The sequence below is a fragment of the Leisingera sp. SA32 genome, assembly GCF_056033425.1.
In genome coordinates, this window is the sequence record NZ_JBVYHB010000002.1 from 83,869 (window position 1) to 106,726 (window position 22,858).

General features: G+C 60.9%; 25 protein-coding genes. 10 read left to right on the forward strand and 15 right to left on the reverse strand.

The window, feature by feature from the left end:
- Positions 1 to 13: 13 nt before the first annotated feature.
- The 14 genes from AC0IPL_RS03035 to AC0IPL_RS03100 form a co-directional block, all read right to left on the reverse strand.
- Positions 14 to 301 (reverse strand): hypothetical protein, encoded by a 288-nt coding sequence (locus tag AC0IPL_RS03035; RefSeq protein WP_464442030.1) that lies wholly within the window; start codon positions 299 to 301, stop codon positions 14 to 16.
- The gene (locus AC0IPL_RS03040; protein ID WP_474272127.1) at positions 298 to 759 is read right to left on the reverse strand and encodes a hypothetical protein; all 462 of its coding nucleotides are present in this window, start codon (positions 757 to 759) and stop codon (positions 298 to 300) included. Before AC0IPL_RS03040 ends, AC0IPL_RS03035 begins: the two co-directional genes overlap by 4 nt.
- 60 nt (positions 760 to 819) lie before the next feature.
- Positions 820 to 2,139 carry a phage major capsid protein gene (locus AC0IPL_RS03045; RefSeq protein WP_474272129.1) on the reverse strand — a complete coding sequence of 440 codons (1,320 nt, stop codon included), beginning with the start codon at positions 2,137 to 2,139 and terminating at the stop codon, positions 820 to 822.
- A 2-nt stretch (positions 2,140 to 2,141) separates the two neighbouring features.
- Positions 2,142 to 3,089 (reverse strand): S49 family peptidase, encoded by a 948-nt coding sequence (locus AC0IPL_RS03050; protein WP_474272130.1) that lies wholly within the window; start codon positions 3,087 to 3,089, stop codon positions 2,142 to 2,144.
- Positions 3,086 to 4,372, reverse strand: coding sequence for a phage portal protein (locus AC0IPL_RS03055; protein ID WP_474272131.1), 1,287 nt, complete (start codon positions 4,370 to 4,372; stop codon positions 3,086 to 3,088). Before AC0IPL_RS03055 ends, AC0IPL_RS03050 begins: the two co-directional genes overlap by 4 nt.
- A gap of 5 nt (positions 4,373 to 4,377) precedes the next feature.
- Complete coding sequence (locus AC0IPL_RS03060) at positions 4,378 to 6,078, reverse strand: terminase large subunit domain-containing protein (protein WP_474272132.1); 1,701 nt, start codon at positions 6,076 to 6,078, stop codon at positions 4,378 to 4,380.
- Between the two features lie 10 nt (positions 6,079 to 6,088).
- Complete coding sequence (locus AC0IPL_RS03065; protein ID WP_474272133.1) at positions 6,089 to 6,610, reverse strand: hypothetical protein; 522 nt, start codon at positions 6,608 to 6,610, stop codon at positions 6,089 to 6,091.
- A gap of 47 nt (positions 6,611 to 6,657) precedes the next feature.
- On the reverse strand, positions 6,658 to 7,029 hold the full coding sequence (locus tag AC0IPL_RS03070) for an HNH endonuclease (protein WP_474272135.1): 372 nt from the start codon (positions 7,027 to 7,029) through the stop codon (positions 6,658 to 6,660).
- Positions 7,030 to 7,121: 92 nt separating this feature from the next.
- Entirely contained in the window at positions 7,122 to 7,622 is a 501-nt protein-coding gene (locus AC0IPL_RS03075) for a hypothetical protein (protein WP_474272136.1), read from the reverse strand.
- Positions 7,623 to 7,814: 192 nt separating this feature from the next.
- A complete protein-coding gene (locus AC0IPL_RS03080; RefSeq protein WP_474272138.1) occupies positions 7,815 to 8,408 on the reverse strand; it encodes a hypothetical protein in 594 nt (197 codons plus the stop codon).
- A gap of 173 nt (positions 8,409 to 8,581) precedes the next feature.
- A complete protein-coding gene (locus AC0IPL_RS03085; RefSeq protein WP_474272139.1) occupies positions 8,582 to 9,238 on the reverse strand; it encodes a hypothetical protein in 657 nt (218 codons plus the stop codon).
- Positions 9,235 to 9,672, reverse strand: coding sequence for a DUF1937 family protein (locus AC0IPL_RS03090; RefSeq protein WP_474272140.1), 438 nt, complete (start codon positions 9,670 to 9,672; stop codon positions 9,235 to 9,237). Before AC0IPL_RS03090 ends, AC0IPL_RS03085 begins: the two co-directional genes overlap by 4 nt.
- A 171-nt stretch (positions 9,673 to 9,843) precedes the next feature.
- On the reverse strand, positions 9,844 to 10,167 hold the full coding sequence (locus AC0IPL_RS03095) for a hypothetical protein (RefSeq protein ID WP_474272142.1): 324 nt from the start codon (positions 10,165 to 10,167) through the stop codon (positions 9,844 to 9,846).
- Entirely contained in the window at positions 10,164 to 10,421 is a 258-nt protein-coding gene (locus AC0IPL_RS03100; RefSeq protein WP_474272143.1) for a helix-turn-helix domain-containing protein, read from the reverse strand. The genes AC0IPL_RS03095 and AC0IPL_RS03100 overlap by 4 nt, the downstream gene beginning before the upstream one ends.
- A gap of 53 nt (positions 10,422 to 10,474) precedes the next feature.
- Between AC0IPL_RS03100 and AC0IPL_RS03105 the strand changes: the two genes are divergently transcribed.
- From AC0IPL_RS03105 to AC0IPL_RS03145, 9 genes are all read left to right on the forward strand, one after another.
- Entirely contained in the window at positions 10,475 to 10,780 is a 306-nt protein-coding gene (locus AC0IPL_RS03105) for a helix-turn-helix domain-containing protein (RefSeq protein WP_474272144.1), read from the forward strand.
- A 278-nt stretch (positions 10,781 to 11,058) separates the two neighbouring features.
- Positions 11,059 to 11,328 carry a hypothetical protein gene (locus AC0IPL_RS03110; protein WP_474272145.1) on the forward strand — a complete coding sequence of 90 codons (270 nt, stop codon included), beginning with the start codon at positions 11,059 to 11,061 and terminating at the stop codon, positions 11,326 to 11,328.
- Positions 11,329 to 11,559: 231 nt separating this feature from the next.
- Complete coding sequence (locus AC0IPL_RS03115) at positions 11,560 to 11,880, forward strand: hypothetical protein (protein WP_474272147.1); 321 nt, start codon at positions 11,560 to 11,562, stop codon at positions 11,878 to 11,880.
- A gap of 183 nt (positions 11,881 to 12,063) precedes the next feature.
- Entirely contained in the window at positions 12,064 to 12,723 is a 660-nt protein-coding gene (locus AC0IPL_RS03120) for a hypothetical protein (protein WP_474272149.1), read from the forward strand.
- Positions 12,720 to 12,980, forward strand: a complete 261-nt coding sequence (locus AC0IPL_RS03125; protein WP_474272150.1) for a pyocin activator PrtN family protein — start codon at positions 12,720 to 12,722, stop codon at positions 12,978 to 12,980. Before AC0IPL_RS03120 ends, AC0IPL_RS03125 begins: the two co-directional genes overlap by 4 nt.
- Before the next feature lie 850 nt (positions 12,981 to 13,830).
- Positions 13,831 to 14,631 carry an alpha/beta fold hydrolase gene (locus AC0IPL_RS03130; RefSeq protein WP_474272151.1) on the forward strand — a complete coding sequence of 267 codons (801 nt, stop codon included), beginning with the start codon at positions 13,831 to 13,833 and terminating at the stop codon, positions 14,629 to 14,631.
- A gap of 5 nt (positions 14,632 to 14,636) precedes the next feature.
- Positions 14,637 to 15,977 (forward strand): sensor histidine kinase, encoded by a 1,341-nt coding sequence (locus AC0IPL_RS03135; RefSeq protein WP_474272152.1) that lies wholly within the window; start codon positions 14,637 to 14,639, stop codon positions 15,975 to 15,977.
- A 1,051-nt stretch (positions 15,978 to 17,028) separates the two neighbouring features.
- The gene (locus AC0IPL_RS03140) at positions 17,029 to 17,733 is read left to right on the forward strand and encodes a YoaK family protein (protein ID WP_474272153.1); all 705 of its coding nucleotides are present in this window, start codon (positions 17,029 to 17,031) and stop codon (positions 17,731 to 17,733) included.
- Positions 17,734 to 18,290: 557 nt separating this feature from the next.
- On the forward strand, positions 18,291 to 20,483 hold the full coding sequence (locus AC0IPL_RS03145) for a methyl-accepting chemotaxis protein (protein WP_474272154.1): 2,193 nt from the start codon (positions 18,291 to 18,293) through the stop codon (positions 20,481 to 20,483).
- A gap of 359 nt (positions 20,484 to 20,842) precedes the next feature.
- On the opposite strand, the gene AC0IPL_RS03150 is transcribed toward AC0IPL_RS03145, so the two are convergent.
- Positions 20,843 to 21,457, reverse strand: a complete 615-nt coding sequence (locus AC0IPL_RS03150) for a class I SAM-dependent methyltransferase (protein WP_474272155.1) — start codon at positions 21,455 to 21,457, stop codon at positions 20,843 to 20,845.
- Positions 21,458 to 21,631: 174 nt separating this feature from the next.
- On the opposite strand from AC0IPL_RS03150, the gene AC0IPL_RS03155 reads away from it, so the two are divergent.
- A protein-coding gene (locus tag AC0IPL_RS03155) for an IS3 family transposase (protein WP_474272156.1) occupies positions 21,632 to 22,719 on the forward strand; the annotation gives its coding sequence in 2 pieces (ribosomal slippage) (positions 21,632 to 21,893 and positions 21,893 to 22,719; 1,089 coding nt in all).
- Positions 22,720 to 22,858: the final 139 nt, after the last annotated feature.

The window sequence follows — 22,858 nt, forward strand, 5'->3', positions numbered from 1 at the left end:
TCAGCCGCATGGCTTACCCTTTCTTCGCCGCAGGCTTGGACTTGGTGGCAGGTGTCACTGCCTTGGCGACAGGTGCCTCGGTTTGCACCTGCACCCGGGTTTGCAGTTCCACCTCGCCAGCGCCGAGATCATCCAAAGGGTTCACCAGCACGTCGCTTGTCGCGGCCTGCGTGGCGCCCTTGCTGTTCGGATCGACCGCGACACCGCGGGCAATCAGATCCTCTGCGGTCCGGGCGTCAAACCCGGCGACCTCGCCGGGCTGATACATCAGATGCGACCGCAGGAACTTCACCGACCTCATGCCGGCAGGCGGTCCGCACCGCCGAATACCACCACCGAGGACAAGGCCGCCGTGTCGGTGGCCCCTGCGCTCAGATCGGGGGTGAACTTGGCCCGCAGGTAGCGGCCCGCGCCCATGATCGGCGCCATCACCTCGTAGGTGCCGGTGACCGTGCCGCCCCCGGCAGGTCCGGTGGCCACCACGGCGCTGGCAACGACATGCAGATCCGCAGCATCGCTCAGATCGCTTTCATTGCCGCTTTCCAGCGTGCAGGCGATCGACAGGGTTTCGCCATCGCCAAGCGTGGCCGAGAACGGCACGGCAAAGACGCAACTCTGCGGCAGGCCGATCTCGGCGCGGTCCAGGATGGCGCCGATGACTTCGGTGTTGTCACCTGCACCGCCAGCCGTGGCTGCCACGTTGGCCGAGGCGCGCATCACGGTGATCAGCGCGCCGATGTTACGAAGTTGAGTGGTCATGACAGTTCTCCTCAGTCCGACCGAAAGAAAAAAGCGGGCCATCGGCCCGCCGGTTCAGGATCAGGTGCCGGGTGCCCAGGTCACGCCGGTCAGGATGGAGACCGCGGGCAGATGCCGCAGGCCGATGTCGTGCTGCATGATCATGCGCATCAGCGTTTCATCGCGCGAGAACGCCGACTGCATCTGGCCCTCGGCATCCTTGTAGGGCGCCTCGGTCGACATCGCGATCTCGATACCCATGTGCTCGCCGACAAGGATATGGCCGGGGTGCGCCAGCATGATTTCGGATTCATCACTGCCCGCGCCGAGGTTGTCGGGGATCTCGGTAGTGATATGCACCGGCTTCATGCGCAGCTGGCCGCTGGCCATCTCCGGATAGACCTTGTTGCCATTACCGTCGCGCAGGTTGGTCAGGAACATCGCGGTGCGCGGCGACATGATCCAATGCGCGCCGGTCACCACCACGTTTGCATTGGCCAGCGCCAGCTCCATGCGGCCAAGGTCGTTGTCGACCTTCTGCAGGTCCGGCGCGGCGGTCATCGACAGCACATGCGTCTGCTCCACCTGCGTGCCTTTGTGCTGGAAGCGCAGCCCCTTCGGCGCGTAATCCGTCCCCGACCCGCGCAGGAAGTGGCGGTCCTGGATCTGCGCCGCATCCGCCACCGCATCATCGCGCACCATCCGGTCGACGGCGGTCGAGGCGGTGCGCAGCAGATCATTGGAAATCGGGATGATGCCGCTCAGCTTCTTGGCCGAGAGCTTCACCTGCCCGTAGCTGTAGCCGGTGGCCTTGGCATCCTGCTGTTCACCGCCATAGCCGAAGGTCGCGCCGGTTGCGCGGCGGTTGGTGGTCATGTTCCCGTTCGGCATCGGCACGATGCGCGGCCCCATCGAGGTCACAACGCTGACCGGGCGCAACAGCTCGATCACCTCGCCCCCCACATCCTCCGGCACTAGGAAGCCGCCCGCGGTGGCCCCGCCCATGTTCTGGTTGGCGAAGAGGCCGCTGTCGCCATTGGCCTCAGCGATCTGCTGCGCGACGTAGTGGTTGCCCCCGGCCGCCGCGATGGTGCGCACCATGCGCGCGAAGGTGAGGCCCGGCTCTTTCGGCTTTGCGGGCGCGGTGTCGGCTGTGACGCCTGCAGGCGGCGTGGCGCCGGGCAGCGGTGCCGCCGGGCGGGCCGCAGCGGCGCGGCGGCGCTCGATGTCTTCCAGCGCACTCATCTGTGCGGCCAGCTTGTCATCTTCGGCCTTCAGACCATCGAGCGAGGCCACCTGCTCATCGGTCCAGTCCTCATCGCTGCCGATGGACGCGGCAAGCGCCTCCATCTGGTCGATAATACCCGCACGGCGGGCTTGCAGTTCCAGGAGTTTATCCATGGTCATTTCCTCATTGCGGCCAGCCGCCGCGCTTGAATATCGGCGGCCACACGCGCACTGCGGCCCGCCCCTTGAGCCCGGGTGCGCCCGGAACCTTCCCTCAGCAGCCCCTCAAGGGTGCCGATCCGATCTGCCATGCCCGCGTCGACGGCACGGGTTGCCGCGAGCATGCCGCCACGGCCAAAATCCGCGCGCACCCGCTCGGCGGAGACGCCACGCCCCGCCGCCACATCCGCGATGAACACCGCCTCGATGGCGTCGATGTCGCGCTGGATGGCCGCCCGCCCCTCCTCGGTCGAAGGGTCAGGCCGCTTGTCGGGGGCATTGCTGCTGACGATCTCGTAGCTGCGCCGGCCATTGGCATCCGCCGCCTCCTGCCGCGACATCGAGGCGACCACGCCGATCGAGCCAACCGCGGCAGAGCGATCCATGATGATTTCCCGCGACTGGCTGGCCAGCCAGTAGGCCGCCGACGCGCAATTGCCGGTGACGAAGGTGACGGTGGGTTTCCTGAGCGCCCGCAGACCTTCCGCCGCCTCGCCCAGGCCCGACACCACCCCGCCCGGGCTGTCGGCGAGGATCACGATGCGGGCGACCTCATCCGAGGCCTCCGCCACCCGAATGTCGCGCATAAACGCATCGAGCGAGGTGCCATCGCTGGAGGCGCTCACCATGGACGCCCGCGGAAAGATCGGCCCCAGCAGCGGCACCACCGCCGCGCCGTCGCGCACCGTGCTCATACGGGTGCCTTCCAGCCGCGTGCCGACCGCCGCCACCGCCGACATGTTCGCCGCGAACCGCTCGATATGACCGTCCGCGGCGATGCGTTTCAGCACATCCTCGTCCAGCGCCCGCAGCGCGATCGCCTCGATCGCATCGAGATAGTCGGGCATGATCGCCCAGGGCTGCGACCGGATGGCCGCAACCAGTGCCGTCAGTTGCTGCTTCATTCTGGATCTCCACTCTCCGCATCCGCGCCGCCCGGCGCAGGCTTTTGACCGGCGATCTCCATGTTCGACGGTCTCCAATATTCGCGTCCGGCATCGCCGGGGATGTCAGGCAGGTTTTCGTAGCGGCGCAGCTCGTTGCCGTTGGCCATGCCCATCTGCCGCTGGTACCAGTAGGCCTCCATCCGGCTCTTGAGATCGCCCTTCACCAGCGCATCGGTCAGGTGCTCGAAATAGAACCCCTCCCGCGCAAAGGCCTTGGTCGCCGCCTGCGCCACCCGGGTGTAGTGGGGACCGAGATGAAAGATCACGAACTCCAGCGACTGCTGTTCAATGTTGCTGAAGGTGGCCCGCGAGAGGTCAAAGATCAGATGCGGCGGCACCCCCCAGATCCGGGCCAGATCCACCACCTGGAACTGCCGGGTTTCGAGGTACTGGCTGGATTTCAGGTCATGGCTGAGGAAGGTCGCCTTCAGGTTCTGGTCGAGGACAGCAACCATTTCGCTGTCAGGGCCGGAATACATGCGCGTCCAGTCATCCCGGATGCGGCCCTTGTCCTCCGGCGCCACCTTCTGCTCGGTGGTCAGCACCGTCGACGGCCGCACGCCCTTGTTCCAGAACCGCGCCGCATGGTCCGAGGTGGCGATCGCACCACCCAGGGCATCGCGGGCATATTGCACCGGGTTCAGCCCCTGGATCCCGTCGCGCGAGAACCCGGGCACGTAGAAGATGTCCCGCGCCGCAAAGCGTTCATGGCTGCCATCCGGCAGCGTCGCGTCGAAGAACAGAAAGGTGCCCTCGGCCCGGTCGAAATACTCCACCGGGAGGCAGTGCCCGGGCTTCAACCGGGTGATCGCCACCGGATCGCCGCGCCGGTCGCGGCTGATGTAGCCATGAAAGCCCCCCGCCAGCAGGATGTCCGCCAGCAACAGCTCGAAGAAGGAAAAGGCCGTCTGGTGCGTGTTCGGCCCGCGCAGGAACAGCTTGGCCGCGGCGTTGTCATCGGCCGGCATGCGGCCCTGCTCGGTCTTCTGGTAGAAGTGCAGCGGTGTCATGGCAAAGACGCCCGTCAGGATCCGCAGCGCCTGAAGGGTCGCAGGAATGGAAAGCGCGGTCTGCTCATTGACCCGCACCCCGGCCTTGGAAGGCCCGCCGACAACCTGGAACCCGTGCCACTGCCGCTCACTGGCGATGTTGTCAGAGGCCGCGCGCACAGGTGGCTCAGCGCGCACGGAAGCATCGGCCTGCGGCTGAGCCGCAGGCCGGAAGAAATCCAGCAATCCCATGGGTGTCACATCCCTGTGTACTCAAAAGCCTGCGCCCCGGCGGCAACCGGGTTGCGGCTCATCAACGTGAAGGCATTCATGCCTGCGATCAGCGGGTCGATCTTGGCACGCCCCGCGGCTTCCTTTGTCATCCGCACCGCCGATCCGCGCTGCTCGACCTTGGCGTTGCCCAGCACCCACTCCATCATCGGCTGGTTGCTGTGGAGAAGGGTTCCGTCCTTCAGTTTGCGCTCCATCCCCCAGATCGCCGGGGACAGGCGCCAGTCCTGGCCGACATAGCGCAGCTGGTCCTCATCGATCCCGATCGCCATCATCTCCTCAAGGATCGAGTAGACCTGCACCGTGTCCAGCCCCACCGCCGCCTCCGCAGGCAGGAGCCCCGCGTTCAACAACTCCCCCGCGATCTGCGTGGCCCCCTCGATGTCACCGGTAGGCTGATCCTCCTTCAGCAGTGTCAGATCCCCTGCCCTTGCGAAGTCCTGCAGCCGCGGCGCGATTTCCTTGCGCGCCCGCAGCACCTCAGGATGCGCCCAGGCATGGAACCACATCAGCCAGTTCTTGGTGTCGCGTTCGCGCCCGACCACCGACAGGCCAAAGAGATCGTCCAGGCCCCCGCCATCGAGGCCCAGCACCGCGACCTCGCAGCGGCTGATCAGCTCCTCAAGGCCGAAGGTTTCCGGCCCGGCCTTCTTCCAGTAAAGCGCCCCGCTCCAGCCGCCGCCGAGGCCAACGCCGATCTCGACGTTGAAGTGCTGCGAGGCGAGCAGCTGCAGCGCCTTTGGCCCTTTCTCCCGCGCCTTCACCAGCTGATCCTCCAGGAACGCCGGATCAACCGACCGCCCGAGGTGCGGGTTTACCAGCGCCCAGGTCTCGGGCTTTTGCCAGTGCTTCGCCATCTTGCGCGGCAGCTCGTAAAGCACCGCCAGCATCGGCGATTGCAGACGCCCGTCGCGCACCGCCCGCGCCGTTTCCAGCTCGGCCTTGAACACCCCCGCTGGCTGTTCCTTCGACTGCGTCGTGATCTGCATCACGAAGCCCTCCGGCCGCGAGGCCAGCGCGCCGCGCAGCTCAAGGAAAACCCCGTCCGCCTTGCTCTTCTTGGCGAACTCATGGGTTTCGTCGATCATCGTGTAGGTGGCCTTGCCGCCGGTGATGACGTCGCCATCCGCCGCCTTGACCGAGATCTCCGCCTTGCTGACCTTGTGAGTGATCGTTCGGGCGTGGTCCTGGATGTGGAACCGCTTGTCGAGCTCGGGATCCGCCCGGATGATGCCCTTGATCTGCTTGAAGGAGATCTTCGCGATCGTCATCGTCGGCGCGATCAGCAGGAGCTCCGCCTCGGGCCGTTCGTTCATGATGCAGGCGGTCAGGATGATCGCCGCCGCGATCGCGGATTTGCCGTTCTTCTTCGGGATCAGCAGGAAGAACTCCCGCAGCATCCGCCGCTTCTTGACCGGGTCGTAGCTGCCAAAGACCGCCCGGACGAAGTCGAACACCCATGGCGCGCTGACCTCGCCATAAGTCGGCTGGTCCATCAGATCGGGCACGCGCAGGCGCTTGAAGATCCGCAGGGCTTTTTCCGCCGGTTCATCGAACAGCGGCAGATCCGGGATCAGCGACTGGCGGTTGACGATCCGTTCCTCCCAGTCTGGCACCGCCGTCGACCAGGCTGCCAGCTCGGCCGGATCGATGAATGCGTCCTTCATGGATCAGACCTCAGTTCGGCCGGAACCCGGGCAGATCAAGATCCGAGCCCCACTCGGTGCCTTCGGCACTTTCATGCGCGGCCTGAAGCGCGGCTTCCTTCTTGCCCAGCCGCTCGCTTGCCGCCGGTTTCCTTGCCTTCTGCGCCGCGTCGAGTTTCTGGCCCGCGCCCATCAGGTCGTTCTTCTCCAGCATCTGTTGCAGCAGGCGTTCCGCGCCGATGTTGCCATTCTCCGCCGCCTCCCAGGCGCGCTCGAACCGGCGCGCATCGAGCCGATCGCGCATCCGGTTCCGCTCCGACAGCTCGGATCTAAAATACCGTTTCAGCGTCGGCTCGGAGATCGCCTGGCCCGTTCGCGGATCCACAATACAGGCCGCGATCCGCATGTTCGACCAGCCCAAAGCCAGTAACATACTGACTTTACGTGCATTTTCTTCGGTGCGCTGGAACCTCGGCCGCCCCCGCTTGCCTTTGGTCGTGAAGACAGGGTTGCCGAACAGGTCCAAGCCGTCCGGAAATTCTTGATCAGCCAAAAAAATTCTCCGCGTGAGCTAGAGCACCGGTTTGCGGCGACGGGCCGTCACAGGGATCCGAGCCCCCCTACCCGCCGCGCCGCGGTGTCTCGGTGTTCGGCGCGCTGCTTCGCGCCATCGTGGCACGGCTTGCACAGGCACTGCAGGTTGCCGAGGTTCCAGAACTTCGCCGGATCGCCGAGGTGCCTGACCGTGTGGTCGGCCACCAGCTTCGAGGCCTCCGGCTCAATGCGACCGCACAGCTGGCAGGTGAACAGATCCCGCTCCAGGCACTGCCAGCGCAAGCGTTTCCAGCGCGCGGTGTAGTACCACTTGCGCCACGCCTGCTGCTGTCGCCGCCGTGTATCATGGTCGGTTTTGAGAATGGCGACGCGTGGCGCCAGCCCCTGCAGCCTGGGCTTCAGTTGCTTGACCTTCACAGTCCCCTCCAAACGCAAATGCGCCCGGGGCGAGATCTCCGCTCCGGGCGCACATGTGGTGGCTGCACTATGTCAACAGATTGAGATTTCGGTCAAGCCCCTTTCCAGGGCGCACGCGGTGGCAGAGCGTCTGACACGGTGAAGGACGTGAGATGGCAGGCTTTTTGAAAAATGAAGCGCAGATGGTGAATGGCCCTGTACCAGTCCAGGTAGCGCCGCCGCGCGGCCGCCGCGTCGCGCGCCGTGTTGCTGTAGGAGACCCGGCACCATGACCCGTCCGCCTTCTTGCCCAGCTGATCAACTGGCCAGCGCAGCCCCGGCACCCGGCAGACCTCCGTCACTGCAAAAGCCCCATGCTTGCACCGACGCCACGCCACTGGTTCGCACGTGGCCCGCGCGCCCGCCATCCAGTCCGGCACCTCGCCAACCCGCGCCAGCTCGGCGATCTGCACCGCCATGCGCCGCCCGCCATAGGCTTCCGGCAGGCTGGCGAGCGAGGCCGCGACCATGTCCGCATCGTGGTGGCGTGGCGAGGAACCACCGCCTTGCACCCGGCAGCCCAGCTTGGCCTGCTCGATCAGGATGTACTCCATCCCGACGCCCGGCCGCGCGCCGGTTTTCCCGCTCTATTTCATCGAAGTCGAGACCGATCTTCTCGCGCTGAAACGCCCACTCGATCAGCTGCAGTGCGCTGACCTCCAGCTTGCCGGACCTTGGGGCGCGCACTGTCGCCATGTCGCGGTGGCGCGGTGCGAGCGCGAAGCCGTTGTGAAATGCCGCCATATTCATGCCTGGGCCACCGCGCGCTGCGCTCGTGCCTCATCCGCGATATCACGGCACTTCTGCAGCGCCACCCGGCGCCGATCTCGAAACGCCACCTCCTCGGCGGTGACCGCACGCCCCCGCGCCATCCGGGCTTCGATATCCTCCAGCCGCCGCACCGGATCATCGGCGGCAGCCTTGATCTGGCTCACCGTGTAATTCCCCGGCCACGAGCGGTTGCCCTTCAGCCAGGTCAGCAACTCCGGCGCCCACCCCTTGGCAATCGCCTCCTGCCCCAGCGACCGGCCAAACACCTCCAGCATCAGCGGCGATGGGCCGGTTTCCGGCGGCTCGATCCGCCGCGCTTCCTTCAGGATATGCAGCGCGATCGGGAAGCGGTCGCGGTCCTTGCCGCCCGGATGCCCCTCGCACCACTCGCACAGCAGCTGCAGGTTGGCAGGCTTCATGTAGGCCAGCATCTGCCGCAGCTCTTTCTTCATCGTCTCGAACTGCTCTTTGCGCATGGTGCCCGGCTTCGTCAGCCCCAGCGCCTCAAGCGGCGCGATCAGCAATTCCTGTACCCGCTTTTCCCCTGCGGCCTGCTCTTTCCCGTTCATCTCCGCAATCCCTCTTTCTCAGCAACGACACGTTTTCCTCAAACCCTCACCCCGCGGCGGCCCCAGTAAGGTGTTCTGTATTCTTCTGTTTTTTATTGTCCTGTCCTGTAGGGCAATTTCACCGAAAGACCTGAAATCGTACTGAAATCAGGTGAAATCATTTCAGATGGATTTCACTTCCGCGCAGCACTGATCGGCGTCACATCCCCGGTGTAGCCAAGCACCTCGACCATCGCCGCCCGCACGTTGTCCGGCGTGATGTACAACTCGGAGTGCTCGAAGTGCTCCGCCAGCGCCGTGACCGCGCGATCATCCTTGATGATGTGATCGGGCACGCCCATCTCCGCCATCTTCTTGCGGATCTTGTGCTTCTTGAGCGCCAGTCGCCCCGCTTCACGCGCGGCATCCCGCCCCCGCTTGCGCTTGTACATGTCCTGGACGATCTCCTCGATCAGTCCAGGATGACCGAGGCGCACCTCCGCCTCGCCCGAGCGCGGATCCTCAACAAGCACAGTCACCCAGCCATGCAGCACGGTCTCGCGAACTTCCTGCCATTCACTGACAGATCGGAACCGGGCCATGTCGGCCAGTTCCAGGTCATCCGTCGGCAGCGTGCCCGCCGGATCCTGCCGCATCGCCTCCGACCACAGGATCAACGCCGTGCCGATATCCGCCCGCCTGCCCGTCATGACGCATCTGCTCAGGAACCGAGACGACAGGAACTTGTGCCCATAGAATGGAAACCAGTCGTGCGAGGACAGGGTTTCCCCGCGCTGCAATGGCCAGGTATCAGGCGTCCGCCCGTCCAGACCGTCAACCACGTCTTTCACAGCCCTACCTCCAGATCGTTTTGTCGATCCCCGTCCAGAACGAAGACCGGCTTGTTCATTTCCAACGCCAGGAACGCCGCCTGCCAAACTCCTGCAGACTGCTGCCAGCCCGGTAGCATCGGCACGATGACCAGGTCGGCATGGCGCACCGCGCCTGTGGGATCCTCGACCGCCAGACCGGCTTCCGACGCCATGAAGGCCGGAGACAGCGGCAGCACGCCGACCCGCGCCAGCATCCCCATCCAGGCAACGGCGAGATCTGCGGCCAGCACCGGCCCTCCATCGAACCCTGCATAGGGCGTGGCGAGGCAGGCGAGCTTGCCTGCCGCTCTCGAAGCCACAACCGCCAGCAAAGCACCCTCATGCAGCAAGGCAGCGCCCTCGGCGCGTTCGCGCAGGCGCTGCCAGTTGTGCGGGCCGGAGAAATCAAGCATGAACCGCCCCCGCGAAAAAAGGGGCGCACAGCAGGGAGGCCACCGCGCGCCCAAGGTCCACAGGGAGGTGTTTGGGGGCCATTCGCAGGCGCGCCTGCCCCCGGTCAGCGCCAAGGCAAGGGGACATGGTGGCCCCGCCTGCGATGTTCTTCATGATCACCCTAGTAGCGCTCATGCCGCCTGCTCCAGCGTTTTTTCGAAAAACGCAGGCGCGCCGGGATCCGTCAGCATGACAAGCAGCGCGATGTGGCTGGCGGGCGCGGTCACAGCCCCCCACCAGTTCAGCGCGGTCTGGAAACTCACGTCACAGAACAGCGCGACCTCGCGCGGGCTGCGGAACCGGGCGCGGAAATAGGACGACCATAACTCGGGCGCCTGGGCTTTCAGCGCGTATGGGTCAAACTGATTTGACCAAGACTTTGCGCCCGCGCCCGCTGCATGCTGCTGGCATGAGACATCATTGTTTACGATCAGGGTCAGGCTGGGGCGGGTCATGCAGCTTCTCCACTACCGACTTGGACGACTTTCACCCAGCTGTGGACTGGCACGTACCCTTGTGTTGCATTGTCAATGCGAACTGCCAATTCCAAACCGGGCTTCGTGGTTCCGTTCACAAGCCGGGATATGACGCCCTGCGTGACCCCGACCGACGCTGCGAACTCGCCCTGCCGGATATTGTTCTTTTTCAGAAATCGAGAAAGCTGTTCCATACCCGAGATATTCCCGACCGGAATATTCCTGTCAAGCATCTTTATTCCCCACCGTGTTTTGCCATTGGACCGTCGGAATGGGATTATTCCCCATGAACGCGATCAAGAGACTCAGGAAAATACGAGGCTGGAACCAGAGCACGCTAGCGGAAGCGGCGGGCTTGGAGCAATCTACGATCTCAAAAATCGAGCGCGGATGGGATGGCGCGACAATACGCAGCCTCACCTACATCGCCCAAGCCCTAGAAGTCCCGATTTATCAGCTATTTATCGACGATTCTGAAGTTGCAGAAGTCAAGCTTCTAGAAGTATTTCGCTCCCTTCCGGAAGATCGGCGCCAGGGCTGGCTGGACATGGCGAGGGCGGTATCAAACCATGCACAAACAAAAGCCGAATAAGCTCGTCCAACTGCGACAGCGACATCTTCGAGATCAAATCTGAGAACTCTCTTTCCATCATTGCATACCTTCATTCACGGCCACCCTGCTAGGTAAAGCCGCCCAAGTTTCTTACGCAAAAACAGCGAGTTGGGCGAAACCCCGAACTCTACACGAGAGCAACAAGTCGCAGGCCCAACCTTCCCAACTCACGCCGAATATTCCAGTCAGTCATTTTTATTCTTGACGAGAATATTCTTGACGTGAATATTTGCCTCTATCAACCGATGGAGGATTGAATGCAAGACATGACCAACACTGCACGCCAGATCGTCGGCTCGCCAGAAGACTATCTGGACGACACCCGCCTGTTCACCCAGGCATGGGCCACGATGAAAGCCGCACGCGGCCAAGGGTTCGACCCAGCCCGCCTACGCGCCGCGCATCTGATCGACCGGCCCGAACCTGCGCCGGAACCCACCGAGCAGACCCTTGCGCGCGTCGGAGCCAAGGTGCGCGCGCTCATCGCCGAAAAGAATATCCCGGTGCCGCACCGCGATGCGGCCTGACGGCACACTGGCCCGCGCCTGTCCAACCACCTGCTCAGCGGCCAGCCGCAGTGTCCGGACGCACCCGCGGGCCCCACCCCAGCTGAAATAGCCGGCTAGCGGCGCGTGACGGAGGATTGACGCGCCGCTTTTCTTTGAGGTTTCGCGCCGGTCTTGCGGCGCGGATCAGCGCGGGCGGCGCAATCCTCCATTCCATCCGCCGCCCGCGGACAACCAAGGACAGGACAACTGATGCCGTCGACGCCACAGGAAATCTACGCCGCTGCCCGCGCCCTGCGCGCCCACTGCCGGTTTGGTCAGGCGATGCTGCTGCAAAAATTGGGCGGTAAGTTCACGCCGGAAAGCACCGATCCGAGTGAACGGTTCGACTTCATGGAAACTCGCTGGCGCATCTCGCTTCTGGGCCTCTCAGCCTGTGGCAGCGACATGCCAACGGCGCTGGACGCCTGGCTCCGCGCCGCCCAGTTCCACCACAACCTCGACGGCACCCGCCGCGCGACCGATGGCCGACCGGACTGCCCTTACAACGGCGCGCCACCCCTGACCTCCTAGCGTGCCACGGCGACCTGAAACCGACACCGCGGCACAGATTAACACGCGGGCTTGGCCGCCCGCTCCGCCGGGGCGCGGCATACAGGCTACCACTCACACATCTGCGCCGCGCCCCAAGTAAGCACTGACGTCTCTCCTTGCTCCTTGGTCTAGGGGCAGTGACAGAAACCAGGAGACCAACCGATGAAATCTCTCCGCGTTTTGATCGGCTGCGAAACATCCGGCACAGTGCGCCGCGCCTTCCTCGATCGCGGCCATGACGCCTGGTCCTGCGACCTGCTGCCCGCCGACGATCGCAGCAACCGCCACATGCAGTGCGACATCCGCGAGGTACTTGGCATGGGCTGGGATCTGCTTGCTGTGATGCATCCACCCTGCACACGCCTCTGCAACAGCGGTGTGCGCTGGCTCAGGAAGCCGCCCAAGGGCCGGAGCTTGCAGGAAATGTGGGCGGAACTCGACGCGGGCGCCGCGCTGTTCTCTGCCTGCTGGAATGCACCCATCGAACGCGTGGCGGTCGAGAACCCGGTCATGCATCGACATGCAAAGGAGCGGATCCTGAACTACCAGCCCGCTGCCCAACACGTGCAGCCATGGTGGTTTGGCGACCCCGCCTTCAAATCGACCGGGCTCTATCTGCGCGGCCTGCCGCCGCTCAAACCGACGAACCGCCTGGAACCGCCAGCGAAGGGCACGGAGGAACACAAGCGCTGGTCCTCGATCCATCGCGCCAGCCCCGGCCCCGATCGCTGGAAGCTGCGCAGCAAGACTTTCCCCGGCATCGCCGCGGCCATGGCCAACCAATGGGGTGGCTGGGCCACCGCGCAGGAGCAAGCAGCATGAACACCGCGTTTTTATTGATGGCGCAATACAATGGGCGCGCAGTGATCCCGGCAGACGTTGTGGTTAAGGACTATTTCCAACACCTGACCCTGCAAAAGTTTCTTCGCAAGATTAACGAGGGGCAGATTGCGCTCCCCTTGGTTTCAATAGAGGTCAGCCAGAAAAGTGCTAAGGGGGTTCACCTACAGGATCTCGCGGACTATCTGGACAGGCGCAGATCCGAAGCGCAGCGGGCATTCAAGCAAATGCACGGCTAGGCCTAGGCCCGCCACAACTGATCAAGGCCTTCTTCGCGCAGAAACCGGACTTCGCATATCCATGCCTAACCCCAGATCCGGCATTGATTTTCGTCGCGCCGCCACCATCAAGAGCTGCCTCTCATTGATGGTCCAGCATGAAACTGGCATCGTGTGGCCAGGGTGCGGGACTACACTGTCCGTAAATGCCTACGCGCCGACGTCTCGCTTCATCCCCGGGCGTCACCCCTCTAGGTTTTCCGCCGCCAAAGAGGAAAGTCACGGGCACGAGCCGGTCTAGCAGTAGCAAAGCATTCAAGTCGGTGAGTAGACTAAGACGAGAAAGTTCTCGAATTCAAACAATCCTGGTGCCGGAAACAAGGCGGCCAGCGCCAGACCAACCAAGGTCATCGGCAGGAGTAGGTACGGCCTATGACGTGGCGTGGTTATCCCATCAGTCTCCTGGGAGGGGGGCAGCAATTTCCGAACTGTAACACGCTGAACGGGCTGCCTGTTCTTTGGTCTAAGTAAGCGCGTTCATCTAGCAGAGGCCACCGCGAAGAATGCGCGTCCTTGGACAGCCAGACCTCCGCACGCCGGGACTGAATGGTAGGGTGCGGAGATCTCCTGCCTTTCGTTGTACGCGGGCGGTTTGCACAGTATCCGAAATGCGGCCGACCTCCGGGGTGGAGGAGCAGGAAGTTGCTGCAGTTGACTAATCGCCGAAAGCTATCGCACGATCTAGACTTAGGGCTGGATTTATCCTGCGGAAGATGAAAAATCGGATAAGCCTCCAAGGCATCGCGCTGTGTGTTAAAGTATACGGCGCTGGTCACAAAGGCGCTCTGAACTCACAATGAGGACTTTGGGCATGATCACGCGAAACAACGTTGTCGTTTCTGGTGCGGTCGGCGGCCGACCGCTCGTTTTCATCCATGGCTTTGGATGTGACCATTCGATGTGGCGACAGATTGTGCCGAGCCTGGCCGAAGATTTCCGGATCGTGACCTACGACCTGACGGGCATGGGACAGTCGGATCTCTCTGCTTACGAACCGGGGCGCTACGCTGGACTTGAGGCACATACTGAGGATCTGCTGGCGATCATCGATGAGCTTGAGCTTGAAGAAGCGGTACTGATCGGGCACTCCATTGGTGCAACAATTGCGTTGCTTGCGGCCAACCGGGCGCCCGAAAAGATCTCCCGGATTGTTCTTGTATCTCCGACACCGTGCTTTCTCAACGACGGAGCCCACGGGTATCACGGGGGGTTTTCTCAAGGTGACCTTGAAGAGCTGATCTCGTTCCTGGACGAGAACCATCTGGGATGGTCTGCCCAAATGGCCCCGACGATCGCCGGTCAGCCGGCAGGCGCCCCCGCAGCTGACGAGCTCACCCAAAGCTTCTGCCGCACCGATCCCGCGATCGCCCAGCATTTTGGCCGTGTAACTTTCTTCGCGGACGAGCGGCCGGCTTTTGAAAAGGCAGCATGTCCTGCCCTGATCCTGCATTGCGACGATGATGCCCTCGTGCCGATGCAGGTTGCGGAGTGGATGCGTGACCGGATGCCAGGCGCGAACCTGAAGGTGCTGAAGGCCACCGGCCACTGCCCCCATATGACCGTGCCCTCTAACGTGATCGCCGCAATCCGCGGCTACCTCAAAGACATCTGAGCGCCATGGACGGCAGAGAGGAGCTTCGGTCAACCTTCGCGGAACTTTTGGAGGATGCGCCCTGCGGGATCGTCGTGACGGACCCGGATGGAAGGCTGCAATATGTCAACGAAACCCTGAACCGATGGTTGAACCTTCCGGCCGGGACCGAGGAGCGACCGCAACGGTTGCCCGAACTCATGACCGGCCCAGGGAAACTATTCTACGAGACGCATTTGGCTCCGATGATGCGCCTGCAGGGGTTCGCCCGCGAGATTTCCTGTTCTCTGGAGGTGACGAACGGGACACCCCTTCCCGTTCTGCTTAGCGGAGTTGTGCGACACGATTTCGAGGGAAACCCTGTCCGGTTCGATTATACTATCTTCGACGCCCGCGAACGCCGCCTGTACGAGGACGAGCTTCGGGCTGCCCGGCGCGAAGCAGATGAGCTTGCGGCCATCGTCCGCACCTCGCCGAATGGCATACTTCGGGTTGAAGAGGATGGTGCTATCAAAAGCTGGAATGCAGGTGCTGAGCGGCTTCTTGGGCGGACCTTCGAAGCTGTCCGAGGATTTTCTGTGCAGGACCAGATCCGGTTTGAGGATCATCCAGACTGGTTTCAGCGCGCAGTCGAAACCTGCAAGAGCGCGCCTGAAGCTGTGTTTGAAACAGTAGACAGTAGGGGACAGCACTTTGGGATCACCGTTGTGCCGATTGAGGAACGCGAAATCGGGTCCAAGAGAAATTACTCAATTGTCCTACGCGACATATCGGACCGCAAGAAGGCCGAGCTTCGTCTGAAGGTCGCGATGAACGAAATGAAGCATCGCATCAAGAACACTCTCGCCGTCGTTGCCGGGATCGCCAGGCAAACCCTTCCAGCCGAATACCGCGCGAGCTTTATCGGCCGCCTTCATGCCATGTCTAAGGCGCATGATGTGCTGACGAGCGAGGGCCAGAAGACCGCGGATCTTATGGGGCTGCTCACACTGACAGCGGAAGAAGCCGGCGGGACTGAGCGCTTTCGCATCACAGGGATACCCGCGATGCTACCATCGGAGCAGGCGACTAGCCTTTCAATGGCGCTGCACGAACTCACGACCAACGCCATTAAATATGGCGCGCTCTCAGAACCAGAAGGGTATGTCGAGGTCGTCTGCGAAAGGCATGAACATAAGGACGGTTTACTTCGGCTGGTCTGGCAGGAACGCAATGGTCCGCCTGTCGTTGCACCAATGCGCAGAGGGTTCGGCAGCAAGATGATTGAAACTGTTTTGAAGTTTGAATTAGGCGGAGAGGTGGACGTCGATTACCGATCTGATGGGCTTCGGTGCGTGATCACCTTCAAGAATTGGGGAGTGGGGTGATTATTCAGGTGTGGCGGTCCTGACCTCGGCCGAAGTCTTGTATTAAGGTCTGGACCCATTAATCTCCGCTTGTCGGCGTGTTTCATCATGGGAAAATCGAGTGGTGAACGTGTGCAGCAGTTGCGGCGCCGCGTCTTGCGCAGATGTCGCGTTCGGTGCAGCTTGCTGCCGTCCAAGCGCCGACACCAGACACCTGACGAACCTAGAATCACCTTGCCGCAGCGCCTCACGCCCGTTCCCAGCCCAAATTCGACATTCGTATCTGGTGAAGCGATGGCCTCGCTGCAGGCGCGAAGGATCCCGCCAGATTTCCAGAGAGCGGACCTTCAGGTCTGCTCTGCTGACCAAGACGATGCTGCACCCCGCTCCAAGGTCAGCGAAGCGCAAGAGCCGACTTTGCAAACGCTAATTTTACCGCGGGGCATTCACGGGCGGCCCTCAGCCGTCGCACATCGCGACCATCTTCGCCGCAGCGCGGTTTCCTTTCAAATGCGCTCGACTGGTTGAAGTTCCAACTTCTGCTAGAAAGAATCTGCAAAAAAGGATGCCGCAATGACATGGAACATAGAATGAACTTTCCTTTCTTTTAAGCTGGTTTTGTTTCACGGTGATATTGTTAACTAGTAAGGTGTTGCTGCTGTTCTCCTGTTCCCTCAGTAAGTATGGCAACAACGCGGTATTTTAGGACGGTCGGCTCGTGACACGGTGAGCATCGTTGTCACGGGCCATTTTTTAGTAGTATTGGCGAGATACCGCTGCGGATGCCGTGGCCAGTAGAACAGCTCGCCGCCCGACCTGCTTGTTCCCCTTGAACCAGCCGGTCGGGAGGAATGGATCAGCTTCGGGCTATTGGTCGCCGGTGACGTCTTGCTAGGCACTACTTGACGGGACCGAACTTGGCGTCGTGCCGCCGCATGCAGCTCAAAACGGACACCCAAGCGGTGTCTCCAACCGCACACTGGCTGTTCGATTGTCGCCCTTTCCAGAAGATGTTTGCGCCCAAAATGTCGCGCCAATAGGATAACTCGGGCCAGAGCAGCGGAGACAGAGAATGCTGATCCATGTCGGTGAGGAACGAAATGGCAAGATTGATCGGTACCTGGCTGCAGCACTGTCCACAATTGCCGGAGCATTGAATGCGGTAGGCTTTCTCATGGCGCGCTCTTTTACGGCGAATATGACCGGCAACGTTTCTGCCTTCTCTGACGAAGTTGCTCAGGGTTCCTGGCGTGCAAGTCTGAGTTTCCTGCTTCTGTTGACCCTCTTCATAGGGGGAGCGGCATTGGCCGGAGCATTCGTCACCTTCGGTGAGCAACGCGGCATCCGATCAATCTATGCCGCCGCCATCGCTGTAGAGGGGATGGTAGTCCTTGCCTTAGGCCTGTTTCTTTCAGCATCAGTTGGCACATCGAACATGTTTCTCGTCGGAATCCTGAGTCTTGTGATGGGTCTTCAGAATGCGGTCACAAGTCTCATCTCCAGATCGCGTGTCCGGACCACGCATGTATCCGGGATGGCTACAGATATTGGGATCGGCCTAGCAGCTGTCATAATGCCCGGACGCTCTCGAGACGCAGCACTACCAAAATTAGCGTTACATGTTCTGACACTATCCGCCTTTGCACTCGGAGGTGTCGCGGGCGCCCTACTCTATGGTTTCATGGACACATGGTTTTTTACACTGGCTGGCTGCTGCCTTTTAGCGATCGCTCTGCCGAGTGTCTTGGGTGGACGCCAATACCCAGGTTCTCGCTGAACGCTGCCAGAGCAGTCATCCGGGTCTGGCACAGCGAACGCGCACTGCCAGCCCCGTCACGACATTGGTACCAGGCGCAGCGCCCTCTCCGCTGCAATTGCGAAAATCCTGGGCGTCCTTCCCGCGAGCGGACCTTCAGGTCTGCTCGGCTAATCAGGACGATGTTGCAAGCTCGAAGGTCAGCGGAGCGCAGGTTGCAAACTCTTGCCAACATCCTCAAAATGAGTGCCTAGCGCGTCTGCGCTGCGGCATGAAATGCGGTCAATTCTAGACATATGTAGCAAGATTGCGGGCCAGAAATAGCCTGTCGGAAACAGCCTGCTTCACAGGTCCGCTCATCATCGAACGTGGAACACCGCTACAGGAAAAGACATCGTAGCTGACTCCATACAACAAAACATTGCCGAACTTTCTGAAAAGACTGCAGTAGCTCTGAGCCCAGCTCATTGTCTGTGACCTGCCCCGAAGTTGAAACGGGGCAAAAACTGGCCCCCCTTCTTTCCATTTTTTTAAGTCCATGACGTCTACAAAGGAGTGTTGTCGATAGGAGTTTCACAATGTCCCTCAGAGCGCGGATCATTATTTCGCTGATAGTCAGTTCATTCTTAGCCATTCTTATCGTCACGATTCCTTTGTTCCTCGGACTTGAGAAAGTTTCGGATGAAGGCACGCGCCGTGAACTCAATCAGTTCGAAGCTCGCGTACATTCAGAAATTGAAGGACGTATGCAGCTTGCGCTGACTGCCGCGCAGACCGTTGCTTCCGTGTCAGATGCACAGCGTGCCCTTGCTGAGCAGGATCGGGAAACACTCGACAAGCTTTTCGCTAGCGACTTCAGAAAGTTGGCTTCAGAGGCTGGCATTGCTCAATTTCAGTTTCATACCCCTGAAGCGACCTCGGTCTTCCGGGTACACAAACCAGAAAAATATGGCGATGACCTCTCTGGCTTCCGACACTCTGTTGTGGCTGCAAACAAGACGAGAGAACCGGTGTCCGGACTTGAGCGCGGTCGGGCAGGGATCGGAATCCGGGGGATTAGCCCGGTGAGCCATGACGGCGCACATGTAGGTACCGTTGAAATTGGTCTCAAGTTCAACACTGATCTGATTGAAAGCCTGACCGAAGGCGGAGACAGTCTTTTGGAAGTCTACCTGCTTCCGGACGGTGATATCAGTTCTTTCGCCGCAAACGACCAGGAAATTAAACGCCTGACCGGGAACTATGACGGGCCTGCGCTTCTTGATTCAGAGGCGATTGCCAGTGCTATGAACAGCAGTTCTGACAAATGGACAGGTTACGAAATCGACGGCTATGCCTATGCTGGCAGCCCCTTTGAAATCCTTGATTTTTCCGGAAATGTGGTTGCTGTGGGCAATATTCTTGTGCCTTTAAAGACAATCGCAGCAATTACCAGCGGCATACGCAAAACCGGGATGGGGGCAGCGGTTGCAGCTATGGTTCTCGCGGGTGGCCTTGCCTTCCTCCTGGGGCGTTGGCTCAGCGGTCAGCTGAACCTCATTGGCGCCCGCATGATCTCCCTGTCAGAAGGTGAGCTTGAAATCGATCTGGAGGATCTGCCCGCAAAAGGTGAAATTGGGGACATGGCCCGCAGTCTGGGTGTCTTCCGCGACGCACTCTCCCATCAGCGCGAGATGGAAGAGACGCAGAAGGAAAAAAACAAAGATCAGGCCCGCGTTGTGACCACCCTGGGGGAGCGGCTGGCCAATCTGTCGGAGGGAGACCTGACGGCCTCTATTTCGGATCGTTTTCCACAAGACTACGAACAGCTGCGTTTGGATTTCAATCGAACCGTCGAACATCTGAACCAGACCGTCTCAAAAGTGGTGGAATCCGCCTCCAGCATCCGCAATGGCGCGGCTGAAATAAGCCAGTCGTCGGATGATCTGTCCCATCGAACGGAAAGTCAGGCTGCCACACTGGAAGAAACGGCCGCGGCCCTAGATGAGCTGACTGCCAGCGTCAAATCCGCAGCAGAAGGGGCCCGGAGCGTCGAAAAGATTGTGGATGAGGCTAAGCAGGAAGCGAAAAACAGCGGCGACGTGGTGCAAAGTGCGGTTTCAGCCATGACCGAAATAGAACAGTCCTCCAGCCATATTGCCCAAATTATCAGCGTCATTGACGACATTGCCTTTCAGACCAACCTGCTGGCGCTCAACGCCGGGGTAGAGGCCGCCCGAGCAGGCGAAGCGGGTCGCGGCTTTGCCGTGGTCGCGTCTGAAGTGCGCGCCCTGGCGCAACGATCCTCGGGTGCGGCGATGGAGATCAAGACGCTGATCAGTGATAGTTCCATGCAAGTGGAGCGCGGCGTTGATTTGGTCGGCAAGGCCGGCGGGGCGCTGCAAAATATTGTTGACCGGGTAAATAACATCTCGAATCTAGTGACGGACATTGCTGAGGGTGCTGTAGAGCAGTCCACAGGTCTGGGTGAGATCAACACTGGCGTGGTGCAGCTTGATAAGGTAACTCAGCAGAATGCGGCTATGGTCGAAGAGGCTACCGCTGCGGGCCACATGCTGAACAGCGATGCAACCAAGCTGGCAGAGTTAGTTTCTCACTTCAAAATTTCGGTCAGTGAGAGCCCGACACCGATGCGGGCGTCTCACGCACCCTCCGCGCACCCACCGGCCGCTTCGGAAGTTGGAAATTGGGATCTAAGTGAAAACACGTTCGTACCTTCGAAAGCCAGAGCGCATGGCAACGCTGCACCAAACAATTGGGAGGACTTCTAGTCCGCTGGACAACTGTCGCGATAGCACTCTCTGGCTGCAAAACCGTAACAGCTGGCCCCAGAATCGACCGCAACTGGTCACCGTGATGAGCCATCGCACGATCCAATTGCATTCCGAGATGCGGAGCGCCGAACACGAACGAATCAACCTGAGCAGAAAATAGTAATGGCCGCTAGAATGAACAGGTCTCGGTGATTTTGTCTGCGTCTGCAGCCAAGGGTCTCCACCCCTGCCTCCGCGTCAAAGGGTATGTCTGGATTGGGCGGGCTGCTGTCATCTGGTGGCCAACTCGACGTGTATCCAGGCGGCGCAACTATCGCCGAGACGCCGCAAAACAGCTGCGAGCCCGAACTTTCCAATCAGTTTACTCTGCGGAATAGGCTATACTGAAACGACTGCTGGTTGCCCCACGGCGTGTGGTGCAGATAAAGCTGATGCGTTAGGAGCGAGAAGTCCGCTCCAAGCGTCTCAGCGAGGCTGGCCGGGCTATAGCGGACTACGGAAAGACCGCTGCACTTTTCCGGGCCATCAATTGCAAAAGTTGCGATGATCGCATGTCCGCCCGGAGCGACACATCGGGAGAGCCGCTGGATGTAAGCGGTCCGGTCCTCAGGATTAACAAGGAAGTGGAAGACCGCGCGATCATGCCAGACGTCATAGGTCTGCGTCGGCTCCCATCTGGTGATGTCGTCGACGATCCATTTTATGGACTGTTCGCGTTCCCCCAGCCGGACGCGGGCTGCGGCAAGCGCGCGTTCTGACAGATCGAGAGCGGAGAGATCGCTAAGGCCCAGATCTAACAGCCGTTCCATGAGGCGTGAGGTGCCTGCCCCGATATCTATGACTGAGGACGTGGTAGTCAGTCCCGCCTTCTTCATCAGATCAAGTGCAACAGACGGATCTTCCTGATGCCAACTCAGTTCAGCTTCTCGCTTCTTGCTGTAGACCTCGTTCCAATGATCAGTGCTGCTCATGCCTATTCCATATTTTGTCGTCAGGTAGCTTAACCTCAAACGGCAGAAATGTCCCGCACCGCTGACGTTCGAAGGTGGTCGGCGGCTGCACCTGCGGCGAAGGTGGTAATCCCCCCCGATCTTAAGGGGATGCGGAAGTAGAATTTTCTCGGCAGGATCAACGAGGAGATTCCGATGAAGAAGACACGATTCACAGAAGCCCAGATCATGGGTGTGCTGCGCCAGATGGAGGGCGGTGTGCCTGCCGCCGAGCTGTGCCGCGAGCACGGGATGAGCAGCGCCACGCTGTACAAGTGGCGGGCGAAGTATGGCGGGATGGACGCCAGTCTCATCAGTGAGATGAAGGCGATGGCCGAGGAGAACCGGCGGCTGAAGCGCATGTACGCTGACGTCAGCATGCAGAACGACCTGCTAAAGGAGGCGCTCGGAAAAAAATGATCCGGCCAGCTCAACGCCGAGAGTTGGCCGTGAAAGCGGTGGCGATGAAGGGCGTCAGCATTGCGCTGGCATGCCGGGCATTCGATGTCAGTGAGACGTGCTATCGGTACAGCCCGAAGCTGGACGGGGAGAACGAGCAAATCGCCGACCTGCTCCTCGGCCTGACGGCTGCAAGGAAGACTTGGGGCTTTGGCCTGTGTTTCCTGTATCTGCGCAACGTGCAGGGTCACAGGTGGAACCACAAGCGGGTGTACCGGATCTACCGCGAGCTGGAGCTGAACCTGCGGATCAAGCCGCGCAAGCGTCTGAAGCGGGAAAAGCCGGACGAACTGGCTGTGCCTGAGGCCCCGAATGAGGTCTGGTCGATGGACTTCATGGCCGACAGGCTGGGGGATGGACGGCAATTCCGGATTCTGAACGTTCTGGACGACTTCAACCGCGAAGGACTGGGCATTGAGATCGACTTTTCACTGCCTGCGGAACGGGTTGTTCGGGCCCTGAACCAGATCATCGAATGGCGTGGTGCCCCTGGGAAGATTCGAGTCGACAACGGCCCGGAATACGTCAGTGGCACCCTCATGGAATGGGCCGAGAACCGGGGCATAGCCTTGGCATACATCCAGCCCGGAAAGCCTCAGCAGAACGCCTATGTCGAGCGCTACAACCGGACGGTCCGGCACGAATGGCTGGACTTATACATTTTCGAAAGCATCGAAGAGGTCCAGCAGATTGCCACCGAGTGGCTCTGGTCCTACAACCATGAACGCCCGAACATAGGCAACGGCGGGATGACACCTGCACAGAAACTGAAGATGGCCGCGTAAATTCTATGACCAAGCCCCCGCAAAAACGGGGGGATTACCAGGTCAGTTCTGCTTATTGCATCTGCGGCATGGATCGCCCGCAAAGTCGCAAGATCTGTCGGCTTTGCAAAGGTCACTTCCTGCGCATCGTTGTCATTAG

Bases quoted from the DNA above. Each gene is read 5' to 3' on its own strand.
- AC0IPL_RS03035 (WP_464442030.1), bottom strand. From the start codon at position 301: ATGAGGTCGGTGAAGTTCCTGCGGTCGCATCTGATGTATCAGCCCGGC.
- AC0IPL_RS03040 (WP_474272127.1), bottom strand. From the start codon at position 759: ATGACCACTCAACTTCGTAACATCGGCGCGCTGATCACCGTGATGCGC.
- AC0IPL_RS03045 (WP_474272129.1), bottom strand. From the start codon at position 2,139: ATGGATAAACTCCTGGAACTGCAAGCCCGCCGTGCGGGTATTATCGAC.
- AC0IPL_RS03050 (WP_474272130.1), bottom strand. From the start codon at position 3,089: ATGAAGCAGCAACTGACGGCACTGGTTGCGGCCATCCGGTCGCAGCCC.
- AC0IPL_RS03055 (WP_474272131.1), bottom strand. From the start codon at position 4,372: ATGGGATTGCTGGATTTCTTCCGGCCTGCGGCTCAGCCGCAGGCCGAT.
- AC0IPL_RS03060 (WP_474272132.1), bottom strand. From the start codon at position 6,078: ATGAAGGACGCATTCATCGATCCGGCCGAGCTGGCAGCCTGGTCGACG.
- AC0IPL_RS03075 (WP_474272136.1), bottom strand. From the start codon at position 7,622: ATGGAGTACATCCTGATCGAGCAGGCCAAGCTGGGCTGCCGGGTGCAA.
- AC0IPL_RS03080 (WP_474272138.1), bottom strand. From the start codon at position 8,408: ATGAACGGGAAAGAGCAGGCCGCAGGGGAAAAGCGGGTACAGGAATTG.
- AC0IPL_RS03090 (WP_474272140.1), bottom strand. From the start codon at position 9,672: ATGCTTGATTTCTCCGGCCCGCACAACTGGCAGCGCCTGCGCGAACGC.
- AC0IPL_RS03095 (WP_474272142.1), bottom strand. From the start codon at position 10,167: ATGACCCGCCCCAGCCTGACCCTGATCGTAAACAATGATGTCTCATGC.
- AC0IPL_RS03100 (WP_474272143.1), bottom strand. From the start codon at position 10,421: ATGCTTGACAGGAATATTCCGGTCGGGAATATCTCGGGTATGGAACAG.
- AC0IPL_RS03105 (WP_474272144.1), top strand. From the start codon at position 10,475: ATGAACGCGATCAAGAGACTCAGGAAAATACGAGGCTGGAACCAGAGC.
- AC0IPL_RS03110 (WP_474272145.1), top strand. From the start codon at position 11,059: ATGCAAGACATGACCAACACTGCACGCCAGATCGTCGGCTCGCCAGAA.
- AC0IPL_RS03115 (WP_474272147.1), top strand. From the start codon at position 11,560: ATGCCGTCGACGCCACAGGAAATCTACGCCGCTGCCCGCGCCCTGCGC.
- AC0IPL_RS03120 (WP_474272149.1), top strand. From the start codon at position 12,064: ATGAAATCTCTCCGCGTTTTGATCGGCTGCGAAACATCCGGCACAGTG.
- AC0IPL_RS03125 (WP_474272150.1), top strand. From the start codon at position 12,720: ATGAACACCGCGTTTTTATTGATGGCGCAATACAATGGGCGCGCAGTG.
- AC0IPL_RS03130 (WP_474272151.1), top strand. From the start codon at position 13,831: ATGATCACGCGAAACAACGTTGTCGTTTCTGGTGCGGTCGGCGGCCGA.
- AC0IPL_RS03135 (WP_474272152.1), top strand. From the start codon at position 14,637: ATGGACGGCAGAGAGGAGCTTCGGTCAACCTTCGCGGAACTTTTGGAG.
- AC0IPL_RS03140 (WP_474272153.1), top strand. From the start codon at position 17,029: ATGCTGATCCATGTCGGTGAGGAACGAAATGGCAAGATTGATCGGTAC.
- AC0IPL_RS03145 (WP_474272154.1), top strand. From the start codon at position 18,291: ATGTCCCTCAGAGCGCGGATCATTATTTCGCTGATAGTCAGTTCATTC.
- AC0IPL_RS03150 (WP_474272155.1), bottom strand. From the start codon at position 21,457: ATGAGCAGCACTGATCATTGGAACGAGGTCTACAGCAAGAAGCGAGAA.